The sequence below is a fragment of the uncultured Caballeronia sp. genome (genome assembly GCF_964243625.1).
Taxonomy (GTDB): domain Bacteria; phylum Pseudomonadota; class Gammaproteobacteria; order Burkholderiales; family Burkholderiaceae; genus Caballeronia.
Map to the genome: position 1 here is coordinate 1 of NZ_CAXTGZ010000320.1, position 6,823 is coordinate 6,823.

6 protein-coding genes are annotated in these 6,823 nt (G+C 58.2%); all 6 read left to right on the plus strand.

All coding sequences use genetic code 11. From position 1 onward, the window contains the following. Positions 1-435: low molecular weight phosphotyrosine protein phosphatase (locus ACFFAR_RS20260; RefSeq protein WP_174363395.1), on the plus strand; the 435-nt coding region annotated here is incomplete at its 5' end. A 3-nt stretch (positions 436-438) separates the two neighbouring features. Beyond that, positions 439-2,643 (plus strand): polysaccharide biosynthesis tyrosine autokinase, encoded by a 2,205-nt coding sequence (locus ACFFAR_RS20265; RefSeq protein WP_174363394.1) that lies wholly within the window; start codon positions 439-441, stop codon positions 2,641-2,643. A gap of 59 nt (positions 2,644-2,702) precedes the next feature. Beyond that, on the plus strand, positions 2,703-3,887 hold the full coding sequence (wecB, locus tag ACFFAR_RS20270) for a non-hydrolyzing UDP-N-acetylglucosamine 2-epimerase (protein WP_174363393.1): 1,185 nt from the start codon (positions 2,703-2,705) through the stop codon (positions 3,885-3,887). 21 nt (positions 3,888-3,908) lie between these two features. Then, complete coding sequence (gene wecC / locus ACFFAR_RS20275; protein WP_174363392.1) at positions 3,909-5,153, plus strand: UDP-N-acetyl-D-mannosamine dehydrogenase; 1,245 nt, start codon at positions 3,909-3,911, stop codon at positions 5,151-5,153. Positions 5,154-5,206: 53 nt separating this feature from the next. Then, positions 5,207-6,517: an oligosaccharide flippase family protein gene (locus ACFFAR_RS20280; RefSeq protein ID WP_174363391.1), complete on the plus strand. Its 1,311-nt coding sequence runs from the start codon at positions 5,207-5,209 to the stop codon at positions 6,515-6,517. A 9-nt stretch (positions 6,518-6,526) separates the two neighbouring features. Then, the coding region (locus ACFFAR_RS20285) for a glycosyltransferase family 25 protein (RefSeq protein ID WP_375508351.1) at positions 6,527-6,823 on the plus strand (297 nt) is incomplete at its 3' end.

Here is a 6,823-nt window from a genome sequence, read left to right on the forward strand (position 1 = left end):
TTCGACGTTCTCATGGTCTGCGAAGGAAATATTTGTCGCAGCCCCATCGCCGCAGCACTGCTCGCACGCGAGTTGCCGCACCTTGACGTGCAATCCGCCGGCACGCACGCGCATGTCGGGGAGAGCGCGAACCCGGTCGCGGTGCAACTCGCGGACGAGCGCGGACTGGATATCCGCACCCATGTTGCGAGGCTTATAACGTCGGCGCATGTGCGCGATGCACAACTCGTTCTGACAATGACACGCGCCCAGCGCGGATTGATCGAAATGAATTATCCGCATGCGAAGGGGAAAGTGTTTCGGCTCGGTGAATACGACGCAGTCGACATTGTCGACCCCTACATGCGCAGCCCCTTTATTTTTGAGTTGGCGATGTCACAAATCGAGCAAGGCGTTTCGCGCTGGCTCGAACCCATCGCGCGGCTATCTCACTGAGTTATGAGTTTCAACACTACCAACCCAACCGCCCCCTCAACCGCAGATGACGAAATAGATCTGTCCGAGATCGCTGCCGTTCTCTGGGAGAGCAAGCTTCTCATTTCGGTTATTGCTGCAGGCACGCTCGCGTTAGGCATTGCGTACGCGGTCCTTTCCACGCCTGTGTTTCGTGCAGACGCCATGGTTCAGGTCGACGACAACTCCGGCGTCGTCAATGACAAGCTTGGCGATCTGGCCGAACTGTTCGGCGGGAAGGCGACCGCGGACGCCGAGATCGAATTGATCCGGTCGCGCGAACTGGTCGATGACACCGTCCGTCGTCTTCATCTCGACATCACCGCAAAGCCCCGATATTTTCCGCTTGTCGGCGGGTGGATCGCGCGTGCTGCGGACCCCGATCAGCTCGCCGACCCTGTCTGGGGTCTGGGCGGTTACGCGTGGGGCGGCGAGAAGCTGGACGTCACCCAGTTCGACGTCCCTCCCTCACTCTACGATAAAAAATTCACGCTGATTGCCGGGTCCAACGGTAGCTTCGAACTCAGGGATCCCGACGGCAACGCCGTCATCAAAGGACATCTTGGACAACTGTCGACAGGCACGACGTCGAAGGGCGCAGTCAGCCTGACAGTCAATGCCCTTGTTGCGCGACCCGGCACCGCATTCAAGCTCGCCCGGGCATCGACCCAGCTTGTTACCGAGGAACTGCAAAAGAAGCTGGATATCAGCGAGAAGGTCAAGCAGTCGGGAATCGTGGCGGTCCGGCTGGACGGAACCGACAGTGTGCGGACTGCCGCCACCGTGAACACGATCGTTCGTGGATATGTTCAACGCAACGTGGGCCTCAAGTCCGGCCAGGCGCAGCAGATGCTCGGATTCCTCGGCGATCAATTGCCGGATTTGAAGTCCGGACTCGACAGCGCCGAACAACGCTACAACTCGTTTCGCAACAAAAACGGTACTGTCGACCTCGAGGCGGAGAGCCGCCTTCTGCTTCAATCCATTGTAGACGGCAAGTCGAAGATCATCGCGCTACAGCAGCAGCGCGCCGACCTGATGCAGCGCTTCACGGCGAACCATCCGTCGGTTGCATCAATCGATGCCCAGCTCGCTGACCTGCAACGGGAACAGAGTCAACTCAACGCCAGGGTCGCCACGGTGCCGAATACGCAACAGGCCGCCGGACGCCTGTTGCGCGATGTCGATGTCAACACCGGGCTTTACATGAACCTGATGACCAGCGAGCAGCAGCTTCGTGTGCTGAAGGCGGGGCAACAGGGCAATGTTCGCGTGGTCGACTACGCGGTTGTCGCAGAACAGCCAGTCAAGCCGAAGAAGCTCATTGTCGTCGGCGCGGCCGGCGTACTGGGCTTGCTTCTGGGCGTAGGAGTCGCGCTCCTCCGACGCGTGCTCAATCGCGGTCTGGAGGACACGCTCGAGGTCGAAGAGGTGGCAGGTACGCCCGTCTACGCGGTTATCTTGCGCAGTGCTCGTCAGTTAGTCTTACAGCGGTTCATACGACGCGGCGACCGAGGTCCGCATGTCCTGGCAATGTCCGCCCCGGACGATTTGGCGGTGGAGGGGATTCGGAGCCTGCGCACTGCGCTGCTATTTCACATGGGTGACGCGCCCAACAATGTGGTGATGATTGCTGGGCCGCGCTCGGACATCGGCAAGTCGTTCTTGTCCGTCAATCTCGCAGCGGTACTCGCAGCGGCCGGCAAACGCGTGCTGCTGATCGACGCCGACCTGCGTCGCGGCGACGTTCACTTCTACTTCGGAAAACGTCGCGATCCGGGCCTGCACGACGTGATGAGCGGTGCGGTCCCGATCGAAAACGCGATTCGCCGGCAAGTGCTTCCGAACCTCGATTTGCTCACTCGCGGAGCGATTTCGGCCAGCCCGTCGGAGATATTGATGAGTGACCGGCTCGGGCGGGTTATCGAGCGACTGGCTCCGCTGTATGACGTTGTGATCGTCGATACACCGCCTGTACTGGCGGCGACGGATTCGTCGGTAATCGGCATGCACGCCGGCACGACCTTGCTCGTGTTGCGTCACGGCCAACATTCCGCGACCGAGCTTCGCGAGTCGATGAGACTGCTTCGGGGCGCCGGTGTGAGCGTCAGCGGAATCGTGCTGACCGACGCACCGCAGCGGTCTGCTGCTCATGGAACGTACTCATCGTACGCGAGCGTGAAGGATTAAATACTTAACGATCTGGTCCGTTTGCGTTTCCACAGAACGGCCGATGTTTCAGGACCTATATGAATAAAAGAGTACTGCTTACGTTTGGCACCCGCCCCGAAGCCATCAAGATGGCGCCGCTCGTTGCGCGCCTGAAAGACGCAGAAGGGATTGATTGCTTCGTGTGCGTAACAGGTCAGCATCGACAGATGCTCGATCAGGTACTCGAGCTATTCCAGATCCGGGCGCACTTCGACTTGAACGTCATGAAGCCCAATCAGGATCTGTACGACATCACCACGTCCATCACGCTCGGCATGCGCGATGTCATCAAGGATTGCCGCCCGGATATCGTGCTTGTGCACGGAGATACAACGACCACAATGGCCGCCAGCCTTGCTGCGTTTTATCAGCGCATTCCAGTCGGACACGTCGAGGCGGGACTGCGAACCGGCAACCTGCTTTCGCCTTGGCCCGAAGAAGGGAACCGGAAAATGACCGGGACGCTTGCGTCCATGCATTTCGCGCCGACCGAGCGCGCACGTCAGAACCTGCTCGCGGAGAACGTTCCGGACGAGCGGATCATCGTGACGGGTAACACCGTGATTGACGCGCTCCTGCATGTCCGCCAGCTCCTTGCAACCGACGCCACCATTCGCGCTGCCGCAGAGCTGCATCTGCCGCGCCTCGCGCCGGACCGGCGCATGTTGCTCGTCACCGGGCATCGGCGGGAAAGTTTTGGTTCCGGGTTCGAGCGCATTTGTGCGGCGCTCGCTGAAATCGCGACCGCGCGTCCGGATATCGATGTTGTTTATCCCGTGCATCTGAATCCGGCGGTGCAGGAGCCCGTGACACGTCTGCTCACGGGTATCGCAAACGTCCATTTAATCAAGCCGCTTGATTACCTCCCGTTTGTCCTGCTCATGGACCGGGCTCACGTGATCCTCACCGATTCAGGCGGCGTTCAGGAAGAAGCGCCATCCCTTGGCAAGCCGGTACTGGTGATGCGCGATACGACCGAACGGCAAGAAGCCGTCGACGCCGGCGTGGTGAAGCTCGTTGGTACGGAAGTCAGGGCCATGGTGGATGGCGTGATCCGGCTGCTGGACGACCCAAGTGCATACAACGCGATGCTCCGCGGAGGCAATCCGTACGGCGACGGGCGCGCATGCGAACGCATTGTGAATGCGCTCCAGCCAGGGTGGGTCATGCACCGTCCGGTTCCCGTCGATGCAATTGCAAGCCAATTAGAACCGTCAACATAAGCAAAAGAGGCAATACAGGTCATGGAATTCAACGTTATTTCGGTCATTGGGCTCGGCTATATCGGCTTGCCTACCGCAGCGGCTTTTGCCGCGCGACGCAAGAAGGTGATTGGTGTCGACGTCAACCAGCATGCTGTCGACACCATCAACAAAGGCGCCATCCATATTGTCGAACCGGAACTCGACATGCTCGTTCATGCGGCAGTCACGCAGGGATATCTGCGCGCGACCGTAACGCCCGAGCCGGCCGATGCATTTTTGATCGCCGTCCCCACTCCGTTTCTGGAAGGATTCAAGCCGGACCTCAGCTACATTGAAGCGGCCAGCCGCGCAATTGCACCCGTGCTGCAACGGGGCAACCTGGTTGTGCTGGAATCAACGTCTCCGGTCGGCGCGACTGAGAAGATGGCTGCGTGGATGGCCGAGCTTCGGCCCGACCTGACATTCCCTCATCAGGCCGGGGAAAGTTCCGACATTCGTATTGCGCATTGTCCTGAGCGCGTGCTGCCAGGACATGTGATTCGCGAGCTCGTTGAGAACGATCGCGTGATTGGCGGCGCGACGCCGCGCTGCAGTGAAGTCGCACGCGAGCTATATCAGACATTCGTGCAAGGCGAGTGCATTCTCACCGACGCCCGCACCGCCGAGATGTGCAAGCTCACGGAAAATTCCTTCCGCGATGTGAACATTGCCTTTGCCAATGAGTTGTCCGTTATCTGCGACGAACTCGATATCAATGTGTGGGAACTGGTCCGGCTTGCGAACCGCCATCCGCGCGTGAACATTCTGCAACCGGGACCCGGCGTTGGCGGCCATTGCATTGCCGTGGACCCGTGGTTCATTGTCGATTCGGCGCCGGAAGTTGCCCGTCTGATCCGCATGGCCCGCATAGTCAACGACGACAAGCCGCGTTACGTGCTTGATCGTGTGGAGCGCGCGGCCAAGCGGTTCAAGGAACCTGTGATCGCATGTCTTGGGTTGGCGTTCAAGGCGAATATCGATGATCTGCGGGAAAGCCCGGCGCTCGATATTGCGCGTGAACTGGGCGAGCGGTTCGATGGGCAAGTGATGGTCGTGGAGCCGAATATCAGGAAGCTTCCGGCATCGCTTGAGGGCAAGGTGCGGTTTTGTGAGCTGAACGAGGCGCTCAACGATGCGGATGTGATCGTGATCCTGGTTGACCACGTTCAGTTCAAGCGCGTTGATCCGGTAAGGCTGCAGGCGAAGGTCGTGATCGATACGCGGGGGTTGTTGTCTCGTGGGTAGAGATCAACTTTCTGCGAATCACGTTTCGCGATGTGCGGCGGGGCGTAGCATTCATGAGTAGTCAGCGGCAGCTCACAGGTCCGGCAAAGAGTACGCCAAGAGCCGTCAAGGGTCTTGGACGGAACTTTGCCGCGATGCTCGTATGGCAGATAGGTAACTATCTTGTGCCACTCGCCACCTTTCCATATCTCACTCGGGTGCTTGGGCCGAGTGGATTTGGAGTGTTGGGTTACGTGACGGCGATAGCGGTGTATGGGACCGTGTTGACGGAATGGGGATTCAACCTGAGTGGTCCGCAGGCGGTGGTTGCTGTGAAGGGAAGTCCGCTAGAGCTCAACAAACTCATATGGTCGACGATCGGTGCAAAGGCGTGCCTGTGCGTAGTCTCTTTTGTTGCCGTTCTACTCGTGATGCACTTCGATGCACAGGCCGCATCGGCACGCGCCGCGATTTTGTTGTCTTGGTTGGTCGTGGTCGGGAATGTTTTTACCTTGAACTGGCTGCTGCAAGGTCTTGAACGGTTTTCACTGTTCGCAACTGTTTCTTTGGCGGGCCGCTTCATTACGTTGCCGCTAACTTTTCTTCTGGTTCATAAACCCGACGATATCGCCGTTGCCGCCGGAATTCAGGCAGCTGCACCGTTGTTGACTGCGATTTTTTCGATAGTTGTTGCTCATCACCTTGGCGTGCTGCGAGGCCCCACCCTTTCTTGGCGCGCTATTCGGCTACGCATTGCCAGCAGCTCTGAGATGTTTATTTCGTCAGCGTCAGTGACGCTTTTCGGTGCGACTAACACGGTCATCCTTGCATCGCTAGCCGGGCCCTATCAGGTGGGGTTGTACGCCGCAGCCGACAAGTTGAAGACGGTCGGCAATATGGTGCCTGCACAGATCAATACGATCCTTTATCCGCGTGTATCCGCACTAATGGTCGATGCTCCGCGCTCAGCCGCGAAGCTAACGGTGCTCGGTTTGATTGCAACCGCCATAACAACCATTGGCGGCGTGCTCGTCCTTTCATTCTTGTCCGGACACATTACGAGCCTGATATTGGGACGCGCATTTCACGAATCCACAACGGTACTTCAATTGCTTTGTGCAGCCACTGTATTTGGAAACCTTGCCTACTTCTTAGGGCTGCAAGTGCTCGTTCCTTTCGCCGACAGTCGGAAGCGCTCAATAGTTATGCTCGCCGCGGGTTGCCTGAGCATAGCGCTGGCGCTAGTGCTTGTACCCCGGTTCGGGGCGAATGGTGCAGCTGCGTCTTTCCTGATCGCCGAAATAGCAATCCTTTGTGCCTATCTAATTATCATCGTACGATCGGCTCCGATGCGTGCGCATTTCAAGCAGATTGCGAACTGGTGAAGATGCATCATGCTTAAAGTCCACGTTATTTCTTTAGAGCGCTCGGGCCGCCGCGAGTCCATCGCGAAGGTTTTAGGCGACAAGAACGTTCCTTTTACTTTTCAAAATGCATTCGATGCGCGTGAAATCTCCGATGCGAAACTTGGCATGCTCTACGACGACGACTCTGCACGCATGCGCCATGGCCGTTCACTTAGCCGTACTGAGGTGGCGTGTTTTATAAGTCATAGGGCAGTCTGGCAATTGATCGCCGACTCCGGACATGGCGCGGTCGTGCTTGAGGACGATGCGTTATTGGAGCCGGAA